At 60.3% G+C, this 19,568-nt stretch carries 23 protein-coding genes; all 23 read right to left on the bottom strand.

Annotated elements, in window-relative coordinates; all coding sequences use genetic code 11:
• Positions 1-76 precede the first annotated feature (76 nt).
• Entirely contained in the window at positions 77-796 is a 720-nt protein-coding gene (locus tag ADG881_RS06010; protein ID WP_007148840.1) for a ZIP family metal transporter, read from the bottom strand.
• 140 nt (positions 797-936) lie between these two features.
• A complete protein-coding gene (locus ADG881_RS06005; protein ID WP_007149907.1) occupies positions 937-1,698 on the bottom strand; it encodes an energy transducer TonB in 762 nt (253 codons plus the stop codon).
• Entirely contained in the window at positions 1,695-2,129 is a 435-nt protein-coding gene (locus ADG881_RS06000) for a biopolymer transporter ExbD (RefSeq protein WP_007150524.1), read from the bottom strand. Before ADG881_RS06000 ends, ADG881_RS06005 begins: the two co-directional genes overlap by 4 nt.
• Positions 2,126-2,506, bottom strand: coding sequence for a biopolymer transporter ExbD (locus ADG881_RS05995; RefSeq protein ID WP_007151015.1), 381 nt, complete (start codon positions 2,504-2,506; stop codon positions 2,126-2,128). Before ADG881_RS05995 ends, ADG881_RS06000 begins: the two co-directional genes overlap by 4 nt.
• A complete protein-coding gene (locus ADG881_RS05990) occupies positions 2,496-3,170 on the bottom strand; it encodes a MotA/TolQ/ExbB proton channel family protein (protein ID WP_007148675.1) in 675 nt (224 codons plus the stop codon). Before ADG881_RS05990 ends, ADG881_RS05995 begins: the two co-directional genes overlap by 11 nt.
• Positions 3,171-3,471: 301 nt before the next feature.
• Positions 3,472-3,909: a copper resistance protein NlpE gene (locus ADG881_RS05985; RefSeq protein ID WP_156790353.1), complete on the bottom strand. Its 438-nt coding sequence runs from the start codon at positions 3,907-3,909 to the stop codon at positions 3,472-3,474.
• A 124-nt stretch (positions 3,910-4,033) separates the two neighbouring features.
• Entirely contained in the window at positions 4,034-4,246 is a 213-nt protein-coding gene (locus ADG881_RS05980; RefSeq protein WP_007150329.1) for a hypothetical protein, read from the bottom strand.
• Positions 4,247-4,377: 131 nt separating this feature from the next.
• Entirely contained in the window at positions 4,378-5,058 is a 681-nt protein-coding gene (locus tag ADG881_RS05975) for a bifunctional 2-polyprenyl-6-hydroxyphenol methylase/3-demethylubiquinol 3-O-methyltransferase UbiG (RefSeq protein ID WP_007150610.1), read from the bottom strand.
• Positions 5,059-5,727: a glutathione S-transferase gene (locus tag ADG881_RS05970; RefSeq protein ID WP_039926320.1), complete on the bottom strand. Its 669-nt coding sequence runs from the start codon at positions 5,725-5,727 to the stop codon at positions 5,059-5,061. It abuts the gene before it with no gap.
• A 140-nt stretch (positions 5,728-5,867) separates the two neighbouring features.
• A complete protein-coding gene (dacB, locus tag ADG881_RS05965) occupies positions 5,868-7,364 on the bottom strand; it encodes a D-alanyl-D-alanine carboxypeptidase/D-alanyl-D-alanine-endopeptidase (RefSeq protein ID WP_039926318.1) in 1,497 nt (498 codons plus the stop codon).
• A 157-nt stretch (positions 7,365-7,521) separates the two neighbouring features.
• Positions 7,522-8,499 (bottom strand): lipoyl synthase, encoded by a 978-nt coding sequence (gene lipA, locus ADG881_RS05960; protein ID WP_007149951.1) that lies wholly within the window; start codon positions 8,497-8,499, stop codon positions 7,522-7,524.
• Between the two features lie 60 nt (positions 8,500-8,559).
• Positions 8,560-9,273 (bottom strand): lipoyl(octanoyl) transferase LipB, encoded by a 714-nt coding sequence (lipB, locus tag ADG881_RS05955; protein WP_007148533.1) that lies wholly within the window; start codon positions 9,271-9,273, stop codon positions 8,560-8,562.
• A gap of 367 nt (positions 9,274-9,640) precedes the next feature.
• Complete coding sequence (locus ADG881_RS05950) at positions 9,641-9,946, bottom strand: hypothetical protein (RefSeq protein ID WP_007149699.1); 306 nt, start codon at positions 9,944-9,946, stop codon at positions 9,641-9,643.
• Between the two features lie 194 nt (positions 9,947-10,140).
• Positions 10,141-10,410, bottom strand: a complete 270-nt coding sequence (locus ADG881_RS05945; protein ID WP_007148441.1) for a YbeD family protein — start codon at positions 10,408-10,410, stop codon at positions 10,141-10,143.
• Positions 10,411-10,422: 12 nt separating this feature from the next.
• A complete protein-coding gene (gene dat, locus ADG881_RS05940; protein ID WP_007151142.1) occupies positions 10,423-11,307 on the bottom strand; it encodes a D-amino-acid transaminase in 885 nt (294 codons plus the stop codon).
• Positions 11,308-11,455: 148 nt separating this feature from the next.
• Positions 11,456-12,616 carry a D-alanyl-D-alanine carboxypeptidase family protein gene (locus ADG881_RS05935; RefSeq protein WP_007148788.1) on the bottom strand — a complete coding sequence of 387 codons (1,161 nt, stop codon included), beginning with the start codon at positions 12,614-12,616 and terminating at the stop codon, positions 11,456-11,458.
• Between the two features lie 223 nt (positions 12,617-12,839).
• Entirely contained in the window at positions 12,840-13,772 is a 933-nt protein-coding gene (locus ADG881_RS05930; protein ID WP_007149344.1) for a septal ring lytic transglycosylase RlpA family protein, read from the bottom strand.
• Complete coding sequence (gene mltB, locus ADG881_RS05925) at positions 13,769-14,875, bottom strand: lytic murein transglycosylase B (RefSeq protein ID WP_232211693.1); 1,107 nt, start codon at positions 14,873-14,875, stop codon at positions 13,769-13,771. The genes ADG881_RS05930 and mltB overlap by 4 nt, the downstream gene beginning before the upstream one ends.
• A gap of 64 nt (positions 14,876-14,939) precedes the next feature.
• Positions 14,940-16,085 carry a rod shape-determining protein RodA gene (rodA, locus tag ADG881_RS05920; RefSeq protein WP_007148553.1) on the bottom strand — a complete coding sequence of 382 codons (1,146 nt, stop codon included), beginning with the start codon at positions 16,083-16,085 and terminating at the stop codon, positions 14,940-14,942.
• The gene (gene mrdA / locus ADG881_RS05915) at positions 16,082-17,998 is read right to left on the bottom strand and encodes a penicillin-binding protein 2 (RefSeq protein WP_007148473.1); all 1,917 of its coding nucleotides are present in this window, start codon (positions 17,996-17,998) and stop codon (positions 16,082-16,084) included. The genes rodA and mrdA overlap by 4 nt, the downstream gene beginning before the upstream one ends.
• Before the next feature lie 27 nt (positions 17,999-18,025).
• Positions 18,026-18,496 carry a 23S rRNA (pseudouridine(1915)-N(3))-methyltransferase RlmH gene (gene rlmH / locus ADG881_RS05910; protein ID WP_007151408.1) on the bottom strand — a complete coding sequence of 157 codons (471 nt, stop codon included), beginning with the start codon at positions 18,494-18,496 and terminating at the stop codon, positions 18,026-18,028.
• 3 nt (positions 18,497-18,499) lie between these two features.
• Positions 18,500-18,862 (bottom strand): ribosome silencing factor, encoded by a 363-nt coding sequence (gene rsfS / locus ADG881_RS05905; protein ID WP_007149530.1) that lies wholly within the window; start codon positions 18,860-18,862, stop codon positions 18,500-18,502.
• Between the two features lie 6 nt (positions 18,863-18,868).
• Positions 18,869-19,546 (bottom strand): nicotinate-nucleotide adenylyltransferase, encoded by a 678-nt coding sequence (nadD, locus tag ADG881_RS05900; RefSeq protein WP_050760126.1) that lies wholly within the window; start codon positions 19,544-19,546, stop codon positions 18,869-18,871.
• Positions 19,547-19,568 lie beyond the last annotated feature (22 nt).

The raw sequence follows: 19,568 nt of genomic DNA, 5'->3' as shown, positions 1-19,568 counted from the left end.
CAGCATCGAGCTATGAGCCATGAGCTTCCAGTCCGTACGGCATTCGAAGCTAGTAGCTCAGTGCTGGTCGCTGCTTTTATTGCACCAACAGATGCCCCACCAACCCTAATGCAAAGCCGGCGACGGCGCCTTGAGCGGGCATCCAGTGTTTTTCCAGTGGCACTTGCGGGGCAATATCCTGAAAGGTCAGGTAAAGAATCCCGCCACTGGCAAACAGCATGATGCCGCCGAGAATAAAGGGTTGTTCCACCAACACCTCGAAGCCTAACCAGGCGCTTAGTGGCCCCAGCAGTGCCATGCCGGCAAAGGCCAGCACGATGCGGCTTTTGGACAGCGTATTGCCATCACTGTTGTAGATTTCCCGGTAGGCGTTGAACCCTTCGGGCATGTTCTGCATGCCGATCAGGAAGGCGAGCAGGTAGGCCTGGCTGCCGCCGCTGGCCAGCGCGGCGCCCAGGGCGATGGCTTCGGGCACAAAGTCCAGCAGCATGGCGAGCAGCTGTGACATGGCGCCGCCGCGTTTTGCCAGCGCCCGGTCGATCAGCATGAACACCAGCCCGCCACTGACAAACAACACGGTGGCGGAAAACGGGCTGTGGTGTTTCACCGCTTCCGGGACCAGTACCAGTGCCACGGCTGCCAGCAAGGCGCCGCCGCCGAAGGCAATTACGCCGTGGCGGACTTCCTGCTCCAGCCAGCTTCTGGCGATATGCTGCTGCACGCCGATCAGCGCGCCAACCGCCATGCTGAGGCCGGCGGCCAGGCTGAGAAGTAATGCCAGAGTTAATGGGCTCACAGACCTTCCTTGGTAATCCGACAGAAAACGTGACGCTGACTGTATGCGGATCCGCCAGCGGTTTCACGTTACCGCTTTAAACAGTAATGACTGGCGGGAAGGGGATCAACTGCGGGCGGTGAAGTGGGTCACCGCCCGATTCAGCTGTTGCTCAGGTCGTAGTCTACCGGTGCGATGACATGCACGGGAACGCTGCTGCTATCCAGCTCCTTGGGCGGGGCATCAAAGCGCAGGCGTGACACCAGTTCCTTGGTGGCCCGGTCGAGGATGCGGCTACCGGAGCTCTCGGTGATCTCCACCTGCTCGGCGCGGCCGGAGGCGTTGATCACGAAGGACACTTTCACGGTTCCTTGCTGGCGGCGCATCTTGGCGCGGTGCGGATACTGCTTGTTGTAGTCAATCGTATCGCGGACTTTGGCCAGGTACTTGTTGAGCGCGTTTTCCGTATCGCCGGATTGATGGACCCCTTTGCCCGGGTCGCCTGCCATACCCTTGGCGCCCTGGGTCAGCGGCTGGGTGGAGGCCTCTTCGTTGACACTCTCATCCGGGGTTTCCGTCGGCTTGGTTTCTGCTACCTGCGGTTCGGGCGTCGGCTCAGGCTTGGGTTCCGGTTTCGGTTTGGGCTTCGCTACCGGTTTGGGCTTGGGTTTCGGCTTTGCTTTGGGTTTGGGCTTCGGTTTGGGCTGCGGCGCAGGCTGGGCCTTGGGCTGTGGCGCTGGCGCGGCCGCTTTCGGGGCCGGTGGTGCCGACAGGTTGATGGCAATTTCGCTCACGCCGGGCTTGGCCGGACGGCCGCCGGCCAGGGTCATGGCGCCCACAGTAAACAGTACACTGACGTGAACCAGAATGGAGACAATCCAGGCGGAAGGGAGAACCCAGGCGGAAAAAATGCGAGGTTTCATGGTGCCTCCTCGCTTGCGCTTTCAGCGGCTGCGTCACTCTGGGTGACCAGACGAACCTGTTCTACACCCATGCCCTGCAGGGTTTCCAGGCGGCCACGCAGGGCCTGCATGGTGACCCCGGCGTCGGCCAGCAGGCGCACTTCCGCTTCTTCGGGTTTGTCACCGAGCAGGGCCAGCAGTGCCTCGTCGCTGAGCGGCTCGGCGCTGTCTTCGGCAAACCATTGGCCATCGTTCTGCATTACCAGCAGCAGCTTGTCCCGGGCTTCTTCGCCGTTGGCGGTCTGGCTCATGGGGGCTTCGACTGCCACGGTGGGGCGCTTGGCCAATTGCCCGGCCAGCATGAAGAAGATCAACAGCAGGAAGACCACATTGATCAGTGGCAGTACCGGCTCCAGGGGCGGTCTGCGTGATGAGGTTTCCATGATCATCATGGCAACAGCTCCAGTTGGACATCGCGAACGCCGGCGGCCTTCATGGCATCCACGGCGGTCAGTGCCTGTTGCAGGGTGGCGTCCGGATTCACGGTGACCCACACCTTGGTCTTGCTGGTGTCCAGGCGGTCGGCTACGGCCGCCGGGGTAAAGCTGACCCCGTTGAGGGTCAGCATGCCGCTGGCCTGCACTTCAATCACCAGCCAGTGTTCATCCGGCTGCTCGGTGCTGTCCGCCGGCTGCACGTTCACGGGCAAGTCATGGTACTGCCCGAAACGGGTGGCAAGCATAAAGAACACCAGCAGGATGAACACCACATCAATCAGGGGTGTCAGGCTGATAAAGGGCGTGCGATGACGCTCCGGTTCAATATGCATGCGACACCGACGGGTCGCGATCCTCTTCCAGAGGTTCGGGAGCCGTGTGGTTGTTGCGCAGTACTTTCAGGCGGGACAAGCGGTCCTGCATTTTTTCGCGGCATTGCTCAATGCTGCGGTCGGCCCAGTGGAATGCGGCCAGAGTCGGGATGGCCACGGTGAGGCCGGCGGCGGTGGTGAGCAGGGCTTCCCAGATACCGCCGGAAAGAATGGACGGATCCACCTGTGAGCCGGCGGTTTCCAATGCCTGGAAAGCGCCGATCATGCCGAATACGGTACCCAGCAGGCCCAGCAACGGGGCGATGGCGCTGATCACTTCCAGCACCCGCAGGCCGCCGCGCAACTCATCCAGGCCGCTGCGCGCCAGGCGCAGGCTTTCTTCCTGCCAGGCCGCTTCGTCCAGATTACGGTTTTGCCAGCACTGCCAGAGAACCCGGTCGATGGGGCTGTTCAGTTTGCCAGCCGGCTCGCCGGGTTGCTTGCCCTGACGCAGAGCATTGAGCAGCTGGTCCGCCTGGCGGCTGTTGCCGGGGCGGATACGGGCAAATTGCAGGATCTTGGAAATCAGCGTGGCCAGGGCAATCACGGACAACAGGGCGAGGACCCACATGGTGGCGCCGCCACTGACAAACCATTCCGGCAAGTGCAGGGAAATTGGGGGCATGGAAAACTCCAGCTATGGGCAAATGATCAGGTGCCCGGTCTTGGGTGCACAAAGGCTTATGTAGTCTACCGCGTAATAATGGAAGCCTGGTGACAGGGAGCCACAGGGTAGCGCGCGGCAATTACATTAGCGTCAAGGGTTGAATAGGGTTCGTAATACTAAGAGTTTCACCCTCTTAATGCAAGTCATTCCTATTTGGGATGTATTCACAGGTAGCGGCAAAATGCCGCAGGTAAAAGGCTGACAAGGGAGCCGGGCACGAAAAAGGCGCCGAAGCGCCTTTTTGTTTCACCGATACGGATTATTTGCTGAGCAAACGGTAATTCAGGTTCGATTCGATCCGGTTGCCGGACTGGTCCAGTTGTTCAATGGCGTTGACCGCGTCCTTGAGATATTGGCGTTGGGCGTCGTCATCGGCCTCGGGGTTGATAGTGTAGACATCTTCCTGGGTAACGCCTTCCTGGTATTTGCGCGATGCCCAGTCACCCCGTTCCACGGCATTCAGTTTCACGGTGGAGCCGCTCATGTACTCTTCTCGCAGCTCGAAGCGGGTGGGACTGTCGTACTGATCCCGGTACAGGGTCAGAGTGGTACGGATGCCGGAGCAGTCCGCACAGGGGAGCATCCCGCTGTAGATCTCTTTTTGGGCCGTGGGGTTGATCGGCGTTTCGGGCTGGCTCTGGCAGCCGGAAAACGCGACGGTGCAGCCGAGAACGGCGGCGGCGAAATAAGTCTTCATGAACATCACTCCCTTGCAGGTTTCCCTTCTGTATTACTGCTTAGAATACGCTTTTGCCGTTTGGTTCGCTGGTTTAACAGTTTTTGAATATTTGTGTTGGCTCGCCATCTTCAGGGGGCGGCGATTAACGGTGTTGTGCGGGTTGCCGGGTGGAGAACAGCGCCAGGTTCAGTGCGGGAAGGGTGTTATCAACGTCGGCGGCCCGATCGGCAGGTTGCTGAACGCTAATGGCCGACGGAGTCTTTGTGGTTGAAAAAGGGATGCGCAGGAGCCGGTTCAGGCCTTGCAGAAGCAACAGGCCGAGAAGAAAACTGACAGCAAAATAGAGCAGTATCATGGGGCAGCCACACTGTGATTATTGTTGGAGTGCGAACGATTCTGTGGCAATCCTATAAAGCACGGGCAAGGTTAACCATCGTGACTTTGTTATGGCTTGTGGGATTACTGTAGCAGGTCGGAGCGGGAGGGTTATGGCCTGCGGGCGTGGAAGATGACAGACAATGGCGTGTGCGTTTGCGGATCCAGGGGTTCTTCCATATGAACGTGCCAACCCTGTTGCTGAAGAAGCGCCAGCCAGTCCGACAACGTGCGGAAATACCAGGGTGGGGCGCTCTGGAAGGTGTCGCTGCATCCGGCCCAGCTACCGGCCCGCCAGCCTGAACGGTAGTCTCCGTTGCAGGCCATGAGGGGATGCAGGGTTTGTATCAGCAGGGTGCCGCCCGCGCGCAGGTGGTGTTTTAGCGTTGCCAGTAACTGCGCAACGGAATCCTCGCCGAAGAGTGAAAAATTGCACACGATGACGGCAAATGTCTGGCCCCTCAGTGCGTTGGGTAATTGCGTGTAGTCGCTGCACAGGTAGGTGCCGTCGGAGTGTTGTGCCCGGGCGTTTTCCACCAGTGCCGGAATGGCATCCACGCCGGTGATCACAGGGGGCGGGGCGCTTTCTTTTGCGGCCAGTGCCCGGCAGAGCCACCCTTCGCCGCAGCCCACATCCAGCACCGAGTCTGGCTGGTAGCGACTAATGGCATTGATGATTGCCGGATTGGTGGTCTGGCGGCTGGCGATGCCACTGCCTTGCAGCAGGGCAATCCAGGGGGCGGCATTCGCCGCCCAGCTGGTCAGAATCGCATCTTCCGGTGGTTGTGGCATTTAACGCATGGGCGTCAGCGGGCCGGCCCGTTCCACCGCTTTCTGGTAGGCCGGGCGTGCTTCCATCTGTGCCACAAAGCGCTGGATCGAAGGCAGCTGGCTCAGGTCCGCACGGGCAGAAGCCGCCTGCAGGGGAAAGCTCATCAGGATGTCGGCCCCGGACGGGCTGTCGCCGGCAAACCAGGTCTGCGTTGCCAGGTGCTGTTCAATGACGGCCAGGTGATTTTTCAGCTGCGGGTCCAGCATGGTGCCGGTGACCTTGCCGCTGATTTTTTTGGCGATGGGTTTGGCAAAAAAAGGCATGGGGGCTTTGGCGATATGGCTGAAGATCAGCTTCATGACCAGCAGGGGCATCAATGAGCCTTCGGCATAATGCAGCCAGTAGCGGTAGTTCAGCCACTGGTCATCATCGGGGGCGGGTTGCCATTGGCCGTTGCCATAACGCTGCACCAGGTATTCGATAATGGTGCCGGATTCGGCAATGACGGTGTCGCCGTTAGTGATGACCGGGGACTTGCCCAAAGGATGAATCTCGCGCAATTCGGCCGGGGCCAGCATGGTCTTCGGGTTGCGGGCGTAATGCTTGATCTCGTAGTCCAGTCCCAGTTCCTCCAGCAACCAGACGATACGCAGGGAACGGGAGTTTTCCAGGTGATGCACAGTAATCATAAGAAGCTCTCTGTCATGTCCCAACACATGTTGTCGATGTGAATTCGAGCTGCGTTGAGTGGTGCGCGGCAAGACGTATCAGTGTGTCGGGAGCATAGCAGAGAACCCCGTGACCATCATGGCAAGACGGGGCGGTGCCTTTATTGGCTGGCGGTACTGATGCTGGGTGGACGGGTCGACAGGTGCACCTGTTCAATAAAGGCGTCCAGTACCGGTTCGGTTTGCCACGCGCGGGGGTTGTTGACCATGGCGACCACCGCCCAGGTGGTGTTGTCCTCATCACGGGTAAAGCCGGCAATGGAACGGACATTACGCAGCGAGCCGGTTTTGATGTGGCCCATGCCGGCCATATCGGCGTTGCCCAGCCTGCGGCGCATGGTGCCATCCATGGCCACCAGTGGCAGGGAGGCGATCAGTTCTGCGGCAAAGCGGCTTTCCCAGGCATGCTGCAACAACAGCGCCATTTGTCGGGCGGTGATGCGTTCGATGCGTGACAGGCCAGCGCCGTTTTCAAACACCATGGTCCGGTTGTCGATGCCTTTGCTGGCCAGCCAGGCACGGATTTCCCGTTCTGCAGCGGCCAGATCATCCTTGTCTCCGGGCTGGCGACGTTTGGCGCCCAAGGTCAGGAACACCTGACGCACCATCACGTTGTTACTCCACTTGTTGATATCGCGGACCATGGTGACCAGATCCCGCGAGGAGGTGGTCACCAGCAGTTCGGTGTCCTCCCGGGGGCGCAGGCCTTCCCGGGTAGTGCCGGCCAGGGTGCCGCCCAGCTGTTGCCACAGGCTGGTCAGCAGGGCACCGGTATAGTCCTGCTGGCTGAGCACGGACAGGTAGCTGCTGGTGCTGCAGCCTTTGGGCAGTACGCCGGTGACGGTAATCGTGGTGGTGCCGTTTTCTGCCACAACGGGTTCATAGTCGAATTGATAGCGTCGCGGGCAGCGGCCGTAGTCGCGGAACACCAGCTGGTTGTCGATGGCGATGCCGTCCAGCGCGGGCTCGGTCCAGGTGTGGATGCCCCGGTTGTCTGCACGGGCACGAATGCGCAGTACATTCAGGTTGGTGAGCAGGCCGTTGGGCTCCACCAGAAAGGGCGCATTGGGGTTGTCGCCGTCATCGTTGAAGTCGGCAATGCCGTTGGGCAGGTTGAAAACGCTGCCATCGAGAATCAGGTCGCCGGCAATGTGGGTGACGCCCATGGCGCGCAATTCCCGCAGTAACAGCCACAGCCGTTCCTCGGTGAGTTTGGGGTCGCCGCTGCCGACAAAATACAGGTTGCCGTTCAGCGTTTCGCCTTCAATGGTGCCATCGGTATACAGGCGGGTGTGCCACTGAAAGGTGGGGCCGAGCAATTCCAGGGCGGCGTAGGTGGTGATGACCTTCATGATGGAGCCGGGGTTCAATGGCATATCGGCGTTCATGAAGCGGGCCTTTCCGGGGCCATCCAGTGGAATCGAGGCCACGGCCAGATCGGTTTCGGGCAGTTGCAGCTCTTTTGCCACATCCAGCACGGGGGCCATCACCGGTGCAGGTACTTCCGCCTGTAGGGGGCGAGCAAGCAGGGTGCTGACCAGGGACATGGCCAACAAGAAAAACGCGGGGGATTGTCTGCGGACTGCACTTCTCGGCATGACACGGGGACCTTCAAAATCGTAACGGCAACAACCGCCGGGGTAAACGCGGGTTGAACTGAACGCTAGCGTAATGCAAAGCCGCGGCCGGGTCAGTGGACCGACAGTGTGGGAAATGTAAATTTAAACGGCCACGCCCGGTGGCGTGGCCGCAGGCTCAGGGCTTGTGCAGCCCCACATCGACGCCTTTATGTTGTAAATCAGCATGATAGGAGCTGCGCACCATGGGGCCGGAAGCCACTGAGGTAAAGCCCAGCTCGTTGGCTACGCGGGCGTATTCGCGGAACTCGTCCGGGTGCACAAAGCGTTCCACCGGGGCGTGATGCTTGCTCGGCTGCAGGTACTGGCCAATGGTGATCATGTTCACGTCGTGGGCGCGCAGATCCTTGATGGTGTTGATGACCTGTTCAAAGGTCTCGCCCAGCCCCACCATGATGCCGCTTTTGGTGCTCACGTCCGGGCGCAGCGCCTTGTAGCGCTTGAGCAGATCCAGTGAGTGCTGGTATCGGGCACCGGGGCGGATGTGCTTGTACAGTTCCGGGACGGTTTCAATGTTGTGGTTGAACACGTCCGGTGCGGTCTCGCTGAGAATCTCCACGGCGGTATCCAGGCAGGGGCGGAAGTCCGGAGTGAGAATCTCGATGCGGGTGTCTGGCGTGCGCGTGCGTACCTGGCGGATGCATTCGGCAAAATGTTCTGCGCCGCCGTCGGCCAGATCATCCCGGTCCACGGAAGTGATGACCACATAGTTCAGGCCCAGGTTTTCCACCGATTCTGCCAGATGCAGGGGCTCTTCCGCGTCCAGGGCATTGGGGCGGCCAAAGCCTACGTCGCAAAATGCGCAGCGGCGAGTGCAGATGTCGCCCATGATCATGAAGGTGGCGGTGCCGCCGCCGAAGCATTCCGGCAGGTTGGGGCAGGCGGCTTCTTCGCAAACGGTGTGCAGTTTCTGCTTGCGCAGCAGCGACTTGATGCGCTGGATCTCCCCGTTGGCGGGAACGCGCACACGAATCCAGTCCGGCTTGCGTTGATAGCCGCTTTCTTCGTTGACCATGGGGATGGTGCGGACCTTGTCGGCGCCGCGCAGTTTGTCACCGATTTGCACTTTGCGTTTGGCTTGGGCCTGTTCGCTCATGGGGTTTCCATTGCCGTCGGGTGCTGCCGAAAGGGTGGGGCAGGCATCTGTGTCTGTGGGCTACAGTCTCTTGGACTGCGGTGTCAGGGCACTGTCAGGATCGCTGCCAGTGGTGACGTTCTCCTGAGGGGCATTGTACCAGTCTGGTGGGGGCGCTGTCCGGGGTGTCAGCCCCAGACGTTTGGTTAATAACGTCACCAGTTGTTGCTCCAGGGCAGGGCGATCCAGGTTGATTCCCTGTGCCTGCAAGGTGGTCATGGGCTGGCCCACGTGGCCGCAGGGATTGATGCGCTGCCAGGGTGCCAGATCCATGTCCCGGTTGATGGCCAGCCCGTGGTAGGTCGCGCCACGGCGGATGCGCAGCCCCAGGGACGCGATCTTGGCCCCGTTCACGTAGACCCCGGGGGCGTCATCCCGGTTCACGGCCTCAATGCCCAGGCTGGCAAGGAAATCGATAATGCCTTCCTCAATGGCGGTTACCAGGCCGCGGCTGCCCAGGCCCAGGCGTTTGATATCCAGCATCAGGTAAATCACTGTCTGGCCGGGGCCGTGGTAGGTGACCTGCCCGCCACGGTCACTGTTTACCACCGGAATGTCCCCCGCATTGAGCACATGCTCAGGCTTGCCTGCCTGCCCCAGGGTAAAGACCGGGGGGTGTTCCAGCACCCATAGTTCGTCGTTCTGTTGGGCGTTACGGTGATCAGTGAGATCCCGCATGGCCTGCCAGCAGGGGTCGTAGTCAACCTGGGGAAAGTAGCGAATCAATGCGTCCATGGGGAAAGTATAAGGCTTGGTGCACGCTACACACCAGAAGCGACGAGCTACGCTTGATGGAACTAAAACATCGACCTGTCTACGAAGACGCTGCAGGAGTTCCCTTCCAGGGGACGAACCGAACGAAGCGAGGATACGCACGTAGCCCCGTAGGGGCTGGAGTATGAGCGGAGCGATTAATGATCACCGGTTAAAAGGCGAATCGAGCGCTTTGCCACTTTGCAGGGTGGTTAGTCCCCTGGAAGGGAACTCCTACATTTTGCATTTGTGTTGCGGCCGCAGAGCGGCATAAAAAAGCCCGGCAAAATGCCGGGCTGAAGGCAGACCCCTCACGGGGTAACAACAATTGAACCAGAAGTATCCTGACTTAAATGAGACGATTCCCTGTCCGCTGGTTAACAAGATGAAGATTCAGTTCCTTGACGCTGATGCCGAACTCAATGCCGTCATCATCGTTGAGATTGATGGTCTGGAAGGCGTCGAAATGCACAGGGGTGCCGTGAACGCTTTGCAGAATACCCGGGTTGCGGGGCATGGCTGGAATGATGTTTTTTGAGGCTGGCAGGGCGCTGGTCGTGCGGGCGCTGACGTGATTCGGGGTGGTGGTCTGTACTTCAACAGCGGTGAGTACCAGCAGGCAGCTGCACAGACATAGCAGTGACAGTGTTTTCATGGCGGTTATCCCCGTGTTGTTGTTATGCGGTCAACATTACGGGGACGTTCGTTCCAAACCTATTGTGGCTTGGTGGTGCTTCAGTGTCGGGCTGTGACGGTGAGTAACGCAGTGTAATGCCAATATGCGATCCAGTGCACAATGATTTTGTGCGCTGGTAGCTTGTGGTTTTGGTATTCGGCCGGGCGCTTTGGCTACAGGGTGATTTTCACGTGGGGTGAATCGTTGAGCGCCTTGTAGATGGCTTCCACCTGCTCCCGGTTGCGCATGGTCACCTGTGCGGTAAAGGAGATGAAGGTGCCCTTGCTGCTGGGCTTGCTGCTCAGGTGTTTGTCCGCGTCAAAATCATCCAGATGTGTGGTCAGAATCTCGATCAGGGCGTCCTCGAGCGGGGCGTCAACGGCGCCCATGACCTTTAACTGCATGTCATGGGGAAATTCCCACAGGTGTTCCTGAATAGCCATGGGCTGCTCCTGTCAGTCTCGTGTTTCGGGGGTATCAAGGCCGCAAAGCCGGCGTTTGTGCTGAACATAGTGCCGGGCCAGGATTCTCCACTGAGGGCCTGGCTGGCCGTTGCCTATTATAGCGTCGTTAAGGTGGGTCACAGGTACCACTTCCTTGGTGGAACTGGTGATCCAGATTTCATCCGCCTGGCGCAGCTGCATCTCGGTAATTTCCCGTTCCTGCAGTGCGAGTCCGTGTTGCTGGCATAGCTCTACCACCAGGTCCCGGGTGATGCCGCCGAGAATGGCGTGGCTTTTCGGCGGGGTGGCAATGCTGCCGTCTTTGACTACAAAGACATTGCTGGCCGAGCCTTCGGTGACAAAGCCGTCGCGTAGCAGAATGGCTTCGGCCGCGCCGGCGGCCACGGCCTGCTGGCGGAGCAGGCTGTTGGCCAACAGGGAAACGGATTTGATGTCGCAACGGGCCCAGCGAATATCGTCCAGCGTGATGGCTTTGGCGCCGACGGCGGTATCCGGGCTGTCGGCGGCAGGTACGGCGATTGGGCTGGTCATCATGAAGACGGTGGGCGTCACGGCGGGGGAGGGAAATGCATGGTCGCGTTTTTCGGCGGCCCCACGAGTGATTTGCAGGTACACCGAGAGATTGCCGCCGCCATTATGCTGCAATAGCTCATCACACAAGGTCTGCCAGTGTTCGCGGCTATGGGGGTTGTGGATGTCCACCTCGGTCAGTGAGCGTTCCAGGCGAGCCAGGTGCTCCTCGAAACGAAACAACACGCCGTTATAGGCAGGAATGACCTCGTAAATTCCGTCCGCAAACAGGAAACCCCGATCCATTGGGGAGATCTGTGCGGCTTCGGGGGCCATGAAGCGGCCGTTGAGATAAACCTGAGGCATGTGAGAGGGCTCGACGTAACAGTGACGGCACCAGTTTAGCGCACCTGCCAGGCCCAGATGCAAAACCGGCGCAGCGCGGGTGGTATGTACCATACGGGCTGCGACGGTTTTCTCTGCCGTCAGGCTACTGGCGTCAAGCGTCCTGCGATCAGAACAGGCCTTTGAAGAACAGCAGCAGGTGGTGCCAGAGTTTGGTGAAAAGGCCGGCTTCCTCGACGGGTTCCAGCGCGACCAGGGGTTTCTTGACCAGGACATCGTTGTCCATGCGCACGGTCAGGGTGCCGTACTGCTGGCCTTCCAGAATAGGGGCTTCCAGTTGCGGGGTGACACTGATTTCCGCTTTCAGGTTTTCATGGCTTTCGCGGGGAATGGTCAGTACCAGGTCTTCCGCCAGGCCCAAACGCAGCTGATCCTGTTTGCCCATCCACACATCCACGGTGTCGAGTACGTCACCGGCGCTGTATGCCTTGTAGGTTTCGAAGAAACGGAAACCGTAGGTCAGCAGTTTCTGGGATTCGCGGGCGCGGGCGCTTTCTGAGGCGGTGCCCATGACAACGGCGATGAGCCGCATGTTGTCTTTCTTGGCGGAGGACACCAGACAGTAACCGGCTTCGTCGGTGTGGCCGGTTTTCAGGCCATCTACGGTCGGGTCGCGCCACAGCAGCAGGTTGCGGTTCTGCTGGGTGATACCGTTGTAGGTGAATTCCTTTTTGGCGTACAGGTCGTAGTGGTCAGGAAAATCCCGCACGATGGCCCGGGCCAGGATTGCCATGTCCTTGGCAGTGGTGAAATGGTTTTCGGCCGGCCAGCCGGTGGCATTCATGAAGTGGCTGCTGTCCATGCCCAGGCGATTGGCGTGCTGGTTCATGAGGTCGGCGAAGGCATCTTCAGAGCCGGCAATGTATTCGGCCATGGCCACACTGGCATCGTTACCGGACTGGATGATGATGCCGCGAAGCAAGTCGCCTACCGGGACACGGGTGCCTTCGCGGACAAACATGCGCGAGCCGCCCATTTGCCAGGCTTGAACACTGATCGGTGCCATATCCTTTTCGGAGATGTTGCCTTTCTGCAGTTCTTCTTCGACGATGTAGGCGGTCATCATTTTGGTCAGGCTGGCCGGGGGCAGGCGCTGTTCCGCATTGTGTTCGACGATGACCTGGCCGCTGGCGGCATCCATCAGCAGGTACCCCTTGGCTTCGATCTGCGGCGCACGGGGGACCATTTGTGCCTGGGCTTGCAAGGAAAGGGCGGTGCCGAGCAAGGCACAGAGAGCAAAAACGGTAAAGCGGAAAGACTGGGGACGCATGGGTATCCTGCCTGTTGGTTGTCCTTGGATGGTTCAGGGAATCAGTAATGCGCCGGTCGTGTCATGGCGCCGCCCGGGAAAGAGCCCGAAGGGGTAGTTGGACACGAAAAAGGCAAAAAATTCCATAAAGACCATAAAGATGCGTTGTGCCATTACTTGATGGCTGCATTCTAGAGGACTGGCGCAGGTCTGTTAACCGGAGAAACGGCTGATATGGGCGTTTTCAGGGGCTGACGGGCATGGGCCGGTCAAAACCGGCATTGGCCACCGTCTCGCGCACTTGCTGGCGCTGCTGGTTGCTCTCGTAGGGGCCGATCCAGACCCGGAACAGGTCACCCTCCGAGTGCTGTATCCGGGTGTCGACGCCCAGCTGGTTGATCAGTTCCTGTTGCAGTTGTTGTGCGCTGGTTTGGTCCGAAAAAGCGCCGGCCTGCAGGAACAGATTGCCGCCTTTGCTGGCCCCGTTATTGTCGGCAGTGTCTGTTTGGGTGCTGGCGTTGCTGTTCGCGTCTGCAGGGGGCGGGCTGTCCACAGCGGCGCGCACGGCGGTGGGCACGGTGCTGCTGGGGCCGTCCGGCTGTTGCTGGCTGCTGATCGCTTCGACCCGCACCCGCCCGGTGCCAGCCTGCTCGATGCCCAGGCGCACAGCGGCGGCCCAGGACAGATCGATGATGCGATCTTCATGGAAGGGGCCGCGATCGTTGACACGTACTACCAGGCTTTTGCCGTTATCCAGATTGGTGACCCGGGCATAGGTGGGCAAGGGCAGGCTGCGGTGGGCGGCGGTGAACTGGTACATGTCGAACGACTCGCCACTGGAGGTGCGGTGGCCATGGAATTTCTGGCCATACCAGGAGGCCTTGCCTTCTGCCACGTAGCCGTCCGCTTGGGGCAATACTTGATAAGTCTTGCCCCAAACGCTGTAGGACTCTGGATTACCGTAGCGGCTGCGGGGTTCTTTTTTGGGTACCGGTTCCGGCAGCTGGGAGATATCCCGACGCTCTTCTGGCGCGGTGTCCTGGTGGATGCTGTAGCGATCCGACCCTGGTGCGCCATTATTGGCAGCAGGCGTTTCGCTGTCGCCAGCGGGTCCGGGTGCCGTGGCACAAGCGCTGAGGAAGGCTGAGGTAATCACGGCACAAGCCAGACGTTTCATTGATTATCCTCCAGGGCGGCGGCCAGTTGTCGCGATAGTTGTAGCACGGCCATGGCGTACAGGCGACTGTGATTGTAGCGGGTGATCACATAGAAGTTGTCGGTGGCCAGCCAGAATTCCGCGCCGTCGGTGCCGGTCAGGTCGAGCAGGGCGACCCGGGTGCTGGCGGGCAGGTCAAAGCAGTATTCACTGACCAGTCGATCATCGTTGCAGCTGAGCGCGGAGACGCCGGCGTTGTTGGCCTGTGCCAGGGTAAAGGATGGCTTGTACCCTTTTTTGGCGAGGGGTACGTAACCGGCGCCATCCAGGTGTGCTCTGGCGGCTACGGGCAACCCGGGTTTCCAGTTGTGCTCGCTGAAATAGTTGGCCACGGAGCCGATGGCATCCACCGGGTTGTTGACCAGATCGGTAACGCCGTCGTTGTCGAAGTCCACCGCGTAAGCTTGATAGCTGGTAGGGATGAACTGGCCGTAGCCCATGGCGCCGGCGTAGGACCCGGTGATGCTTTCGGCATCAATGTGGGCGTTATGTTCCAGTTCGAACAAGGCTTTGAGCTGCTTGCGGAAGAAGCTGCCCCGGGGCGGATAATCGTAGCCCAGGGTGGTCAGGGCATCGACCACGCGGTAGGTGCCCATGTGATCCCCATAGCGGGTTTCCACACCAATGATGGCGAGGATGATTTCCCGGGGGATGCCGTAGGTCTGCTCTGCACGGGTCAGGGTGTCGGCGTGGGTGTGAGCGAATTCCACGCCTTTCTGTACCCGGCTCTCCTGCAGGAAAATTTTCTGGTAGGTGGCCCAGGTATGGGTGTGCTCCGCCGGGCGAGCGATGGACTTGAGGATCTTGGGTTGGCATTGCGCGCCCCCCAGAACGTCTCGCACTCGCGTTTCGTCCTGCCCCTGGGAAACCAGTTCTGCAATCAGGGTTTTCGCCTGTTCACGCTGCAGGTAGTCGTTGTTTTCCGGGCAGGTGTGTTCAGCCTGGGCCGGCAGGGAGGTGAAGGTCAGAGCGGCGGCCACAAGGGTTGAGTAAAGAGTGCCGGAGCAAACAATGCCTGGAATGCACGGATAGAAACGACGCAAAGGGGTATCTCCTGTTTTCATTATTTCCATGGACCGCGTTGTTGCGGTGAGGTGCCCGCAACAATGGGCTTTTCTCGCCACGCGTTCAGTAACTCATCAGCCGCCGATGGGTGTGAATCGACATCAGCATGCCGAAACTGGCCAGCAGCGTCACAACCGAGGTGCCGCCATAGCTGATCAGGGGCAAAGGCACCCCTACGACAGGTAAGAGTCCTGACACCATCCCAATGTTCACGAAAACATAAATAAAAAATGTCATCACCAGGCTGGCGGCAAGGAGTCGGGCGAAGGTGTCCTGGGCTTGCCAGCTGATAAAGAAGCCGCGACCGACAATCACCAGGTACATCATCAACAGGATGCTGACACCAACCAGACCGAATTCCTCACTGAGAACCGCGAGAATGAAGTCGGTGGACGATTCCGGCAGGAAATCCAGCCGCGACTGGGTGCCGTCGAGCCAGCCCTTGCCGTTGACGCCGCCGGAGCCGATGGCGGTTTTCGACTGGATGATGTTCCAGCCGGTGCCACGGGGGTCGGCTTCCGGGTTGAGGAAGGTATCGACCCGGTTCCGCTGGTAATCGTGCATCACGAAGAAATACATCAGCGGTGCTGCGGTGACCACAATGATGACCGCCACGGCGATCAGCCGCCACGAGAGCCCGGCCATGAACAGCACCACCAGCCCGCTGGCCGCGATGAGAATGGCGGTGCCCAGGTCCGGTTGCAGGCCAATCAGCATGGCAGGCACCCCGAGCAACAGCAGGGCGGCAATTACGTCCGTGAGTTTGGGGGGCAGGGTGCGTTCAGTGAAATACCACGCGACCATGGCGGGCACGGCCAGTTTCATGACTTCCGCCGGCTGAAAGCGACCTGCGCCGGGAATGGAAAGCCAGCGCTGGGCGCCTTTTGCCTCGGTACCGATGACCAGCACCAGTACCAGCAGCACCAGGCCGATGGAGTAAATCACCGGGGCCCAGAACCGGTAACTGCGGGGGGGGATCTGGGCCAACAGGAACAGCACGGTAAGGCCGGCACCAAAACGGATGCACTGACGCACCACCAGGTCCATGTTTTCGCCGCCGGCGCTGTAAAGGACGGTGAGCCCGCCGAACATGAGCAGCAACAGGCCGACCAGTAGCGGCGGGTCCAGATGCAGGCGGACCGCCAGCCCTGGAGACAGGGAGGCGCCGGTCTGGCCGGGCATCTGGCGGATAAATTCGCGCTGGCTCATGGGCGATCCTCTTGATCCGAATCGTCGTCGGCAGTATTGGAGGGTGGGGTGGCCGGGGTGTTGGCGAACACTGGCGGCACCTTCAGTTCTCCCTCTTTATCGAGCAGCCAGGCGTCCATGACTTGGCGAGCCACTGGCCCGGCGGTAGAGCCGCCGTGGCGCCCATTTTCCACCAGCACGGCCACGGCAATGGCCGGCTTTTCCGCGGGCGCAAACGATACCAGCAAGGCGTGGTCCAGCAGACGCTCTGCCAGCTCGTCCTCGTTATAGGTTTCGTCCTGGCCTACCGAGAAGACCTGGGCGGTGCCGGATTTTGCCGCAATGTCGTATTTCGCCCCTGAGGCCATGGCACGTGCGGTGCCGCCGAGCTGGGTGACACCGACCATGGCTTCGGTCATTTTTTCCCAGTTATCCTGATCATTCAGAATGATATCGGTTCGCTCCACCGGCTGGTGTTCGCCCGCCAGAGTAGGAATGACCTGCTTGCCGTGGCTGGCCATGATCGCCGTGGCGTTGGCCAGTTGCAGCGGCGTCGCCAGGACAAACCCCTGACCGATACTGGCGTTGATGGTGTCGCCGTGGAACCAGGGACGGCCGCGGGCCGCCTTTTTCCATTGTTTGGACGGCATGATGCCACTGGATTCGTTGTACAGATCGATACCGGTGGGTTGGCCCAGGGAAAACTGGTTCATGTAGCGGTGCATGCGCTCGATGCCCAGCTTGAAACCCATGTCGTAGAAATAAGTGTCACAGGACTGCACCACCGCCAGGCGCAGATCCACCCGGCCGTGGCCCCAGCGTTTCCAGTCCCGGTAGCGGTGCGGATCGTTTTCCAGTTGATAGTAGCCGGGGTCGAAAATGGTGCGTTCCCAGTTGGTGACTCCAGCATCCAGCCCGGCGAGACCGTACATGGGCTTGATGGTGGAACCGGGGGGATAGCGCCCCTGCAAGGCCCGGTTGAACAACGGATTGTCGTGGTCGTTGCGGTAGGCGGAGTAATCCTTGTAAGAGATCCCGGTGACGAACAGGTTGGGGTTGAAGCCCGGGCGGCTGACGAACGCCAGCACGCTGCCATCGCGGGGATCAATGGCGACTACGGCACCACGGCGCTCGCCGAGGGCATCGTAGGCGGCCTGTTGCACCCGCATGGACAGGTGCAGCCGCAAGGGCTTGCCCGGCACCGGTGCCTGCTCTTCCAGTACGCGCAGAATCCGCCCGCGGGCATTGGTTTCCACCTGTCGATAGCCGACTTCACCGTGCAGGGTGTCTTCATAGAAACGCTCGATGCCGCTGCGTCCGTAGAAGTGGGTGCCGGCGTAGTTGCGTTGCTGATCCAGCGTCATGGCGTCCAGATCCTGGACGTTGATTCGGTTCACGTAACCCAGCACGTGGGAGAACAGAATGCCGTGGGGGTAGTGGCGAATCGGGTCAGCCGAGATGCGGATGCCAGCCAGCCGGTGCTGATTGACCACCAGGCGGGCGATTTCCTCTTCCGTGAGTCGGCCACGCAGCGGCACCGGCTCCCAGGGGCGGCGGGCGGTGCGGCGGCGTTTTTCGAAGCGCTCCCGGTCACCTTCATCCAGCTCGATCAGCTCACCCAACTCGAGGAGTAGCTGGTCCAGATCGCCGGCCTGCTCAATGATGATTTCCAGCGAAAAGTCAGGGCGGTTATCGGCAAGGATCTCGCCGTGGCGGTCCGTGATCAGCCCGCGGGGCGGGGCCACGGCCTGGGTTTGAACCCGATTGTTGTCACTGAGCGTGGTGTAGCGGTTGTGCTCAATAACCTGTAGCCAGATCATGCGGCCGATCAGCACGCCGGTCAGCAGTAACACCAGAAAAACGCCCACGACAAGACGAACGCTGAAAATGCGCTGCTCGTGGTGATGGTCTTTCAGCGTTAATGGTCGGCGCATGTTGGCGTCTGTGTGAGGCGATAACGATCAGCGATGATAGGGGTGCCCGGTCAGTAGCGTCCAGCCCCGGTATAGCTGCTCGGCAAGCAATACCCGGACGAGAGGGTGGGGCAGTGTCAGGTTCGACAGGCTCCAGCGCTCATGGGCGCTGGCCGATAACTGCGGGCACAGGCCGTCGGGGCCACCTACCAGCAGCACCAGATCCTGGCCCACGTCTTTCAGCTCGCCCAGTTTACGGCTGAGTGCCGGAGTGTCCAGCGCCCGGCCGTTGACTTCCAGTGCCACGGTTTTGGCGCCGGGGCTTTTTTCCAGGCGTTTGCGCAGGGCCTCCGCTTCCGCACGGATCTGGCTGACGCTGTCGCCCTTGCCGCGTTTGGGCATGGGGATTTCTTCCAGCGTCAGGCGCATTTCCGGGGGCATGCGCTTCTGATATTCACTGAAGCCCTCGGTCACCCAGGCAGGCATGCGGGTGCCGATGGCCAGCAGAATAATGCGCATGGATTACGGGTCTTGTTGTTGGTCGCGGTCCGGGTGGTGCTGGGGATTCTTCCACAGCCGTTCCAGGTCGTAGAACTCCCGGGTGGCGGGCAGCATCAGATGAACAATCACATCGCCGAGGTCCACCAGAATCCATTCGCCGGTGTTTTCACCTTCTGTACCAATCGGCGGGAAGCCGGCGCTCTTGGCGGCATCGGCCACGCTGTCGGCCAGGGCTTTCACATGGCGGTTGGAGGTGCCACTGGCGATAACCATGTTGTCCGCGACACTGGTGATTTCACGCACATCCAGCGGGGTGATGTTTTGGGCTTTGACTTCTTCCAGGGCGTCGATGACCAGTTGCAGTAGCGGAGTGTCAGCGCTCATGGGGCCTCATGATGGGTTAAAGGGGGTGAGTTTCGCCACATTATACAGGTCGTGGCGATGAATATGCGTAATCACGGCGTCATCCAGTGCCGGGCAGCGTCCTTTTTCCGCCAGGGCCTGACGAATGGCGGTGGCGGAGACGTCCAGAAAGGGGCGCTTGAGCATCAGACGCAAGCCGCAGGGCTGTTGCGCCAGACCCTGGGCATCGGTTTCTGGAAAAGCTTCCAGGACGGCATCGTCCGCCAGCGGGCTGTCCGGACGGGGCACCACGGCCAGGTGACACAGGGTGGTGTAGTCGCGCCACTGGTGCCATTGGTGCAGGCTGGCAAAACTGTCGGCGCCAATCATGAAGACCAGCGGCCGCTGGGGGTGTTGTTGGCGAAAATGCTGCAAGGTGGCCAGGCTGTAGCTGGGGCCTGGCTGGGCCAGTTCCCAGCCATCCGGGTGCAGGTGCGGGTGCTCGGCACAGGCCAGCTCCAGCATGCGCAGACGCTGCTCGCCGCTGGCCAGCGGTTGCGGCCGGTGCGGCGGCACTGCATTGGGAAGCAGGTGCACAGGGGCGCCATCAAGCACCCTGGACACAGCCCGGGCGGCACTGATATGCGCCCGGTGAACCGGATCAAAGGTGCCGCCGAAGAGAACCAGAGGCCGGACGCCAGATGCCGGATGCCCGACGTTATGCAAAACACGCCTCCGTGTTTGACGT

The organism is Alcanivorax sp. DG881 (assembly GCF_000155615.1).
Taxonomy (GTDB): Bacteria; Pseudomonadota; Gammaproteobacteria; order Pseudomonadales; family Alcanivoracaceae; genus Alcanivorax.
The sequence above is the reverse complement of the archived record's forward strand: the minus strand, read 5'-3'. Positions and strand labels throughout refer to the sequence as shown.